Consider the following 1839-nt stretch of genomic DNA (forward strand, 5'->3'; position numbering starts at 1 on the left):
CAATGAGCCGAAGGAAACGCAGTTCACCCGTATCCCGCGAGGTGCCAAAGCCATCGCCAGCGAGCGCGTGGCTTGTTCGACAGCCGCACAAGAAATCGAGTAGGCGAGCAATTCTGGATATGCGCGCCGCCCTGCGAGGGTTGAGACATTCACGATACTGCCGACCGGCTCTGCCTGCCGACCTTCCTTTTCTGCCTGTGCCAACATCCGCCGGGCGGTCATCTGGCTCAGCCGCAGCCCCGCCATGAGGTTGTGATGAAGCATCGATTCAAGCAGCGCGCCATCAGAGCAAAGCGGATCGCCAGATTCGATGACCCGCGCGGCATTCACCAGAATATCAATCCGCTCAAAGGCATCGACGGTGGCCGAAAGCAGGTTGGCAAGCGTCAGCTTCTGGCAGAGATCGCCCGCAAAAAAACGCGCCGGTCCTTCGGTCTGCTCGCCAACCTCGGCAATCAGCCGCGGCTCGTCGATATCGACGAACATCACATTGGCACCCGCCTCCAGAAAATGCCGAGCAATGGCAAGACCAACGCCATTGGCGGCTCCGGTGACGATCGCGGTCTTGCCCGAGATGGAAATCGACATGGCGGCCCCTGGTTTGATTCTGCGCGGCGACGTTAGCCGATCTCAGCGCCTAGCGCGAGACGAAGGGGCTGCGCGCTTTGTGGTAGCGGCCAAGGGGCGTTGCGCCCGGATCAACCTATAGCCCGGATCGTCGCCCAATTCGTCTACTTCCCGAAACAATGTCTTGAGATGCGCGACATAGGGCAGGTGGCGGTTGGCCACCATGTAAAGAGTGCCTGAAAGCGACAGCATCGCTTGCGCCGCCGTAATGAAGGCAAGCCCAAGAGCAGGGTCGGCACTGCGCGCCGTGTGAAAAGGCGGGTTCATCACCACCGCACCAAACCGGGCATCGGGGCGAAAATTGCGTGCATCGGCCCAGTGAAAATGCGCCCGAGGATCAGCGATGCTTGCGCGCGCCGAAGCGAGTGCTGCATGTTCCGCCTCGATCAGATGGCATTCCTCGACACCCTCGCGGGCCAATATTTGCGCCGAAAGCCAGCCCCAGCCTGCACCAAGATCGGCCACCCGCGCAGGCATTTGCGCAGGCAGTGCCGCGCCCAGAAGCGCAGAGCCGAAATCGACGGATTCGGCCGAAAATACCCCCGGCACCGTCTGAAAACCCGGCGCAGGTGTGTAGTGTCGCCCTGCCCAGTCTGCCAGCGCATTTGGCCCCGGTGACGAAAAGCGAAAGATCTTGCCATGCGCCTTGGAAATCGGCTCGTCCACCGGCAGGCGCGCGCGCACCGCCTTCAAGATACCGTCGATTCCGTCTGTCTTGGCACCATCCACCCAGATCGAGCCGCCCGGGGCAACGCGCATCGCCGCTTCTGCCAACAGGGCTTCGGCTTCGGCGCGCGCACGCGGCACAAATACGAAAGCCGCAGCATAACCACCCTCGGGTTCTGGCGAAACCGCAAAGCCTTGGGCCTGCAACGCCTCGAAATCAGGGCGGAAGCCTTGCACAAGGTGCAGCCGGGCTTTTGGCAACCCGTGCAGGTCATGCTCGGCGCGCGGGCGCAGCAGCAGTATGCGCCCTTCGGGCGGCAAGGCATCCGGCGCCTCAAGCGCCAGTGAAATCCGCCGGTCAGCCATGTGGCGCTATTCCTTTTCCATCGTGCATTGCAGCGGGTGCTGGTGGCGGCGTGCGAAATCCATCACCTGCGCCACTTTCGTTTCGGCAATCTCGAAACTGAACACGCCAACCACCGCCAAGCCCTTCTTGTGCACCGTCAGCATGATTTCAAACGCTGCGGCGTGGCCAAGCCCGAAGAA

3 protein-coding genes are annotated in these 1839 nt (G+C 62.0%); all 3 read right to left on the bottom strand.

Annotated elements, in window-relative coordinates; translation table 11 throughout:
- A partial coding sequence (locus ABY403_RS16135; RefSeq protein ID WP_372841831.1) for an SDR family NAD(P)-dependent oxidoreductase occupies positions 1–588 on the bottom strand: 588 nt, incomplete at its 3' end.
- Positions 589–630: 42 nt separating this feature from the next.
- Positions 631–1659 carry a class I SAM-dependent methyltransferase gene (locus tag ABY403_RS16140; protein WP_372841832.1) on the bottom strand — a complete coding sequence of 343 codons (1029 nt, stop codon included), beginning with the start codon at positions 1657–1659 and terminating at the stop codon, positions 631–633.
- 6 nt (positions 1660–1665) lie between these two features.
- Positions 1666–1839 (bottom strand): ATP-dependent Clp protease adaptor ClpS (locus tag ABY403_RS16145; RefSeq protein WP_372841833.1); only part of this gene is annotated, 174 nt, incomplete at its 5' end.

The sequence above is a fragment of the Phaeovulum sp. genome, from assembly GCF_041596715.1.
Taxonomy (GTDB): domain Bacteria; phylum Pseudomonadota; class Alphaproteobacteria; order Rhodobacterales; family Rhodobacteraceae; genus UBA6213.

What these genes read in the sequence shown, in the direction of transcription:
- ABY403_RS16140 (WP_372841832.1), bottom strand. Translation starts at nt 1,659, where the DNA reads ATGGCTGACCGGCGGATTTCACTGGCGCTTGAGGCGCCGGATGCCTTG.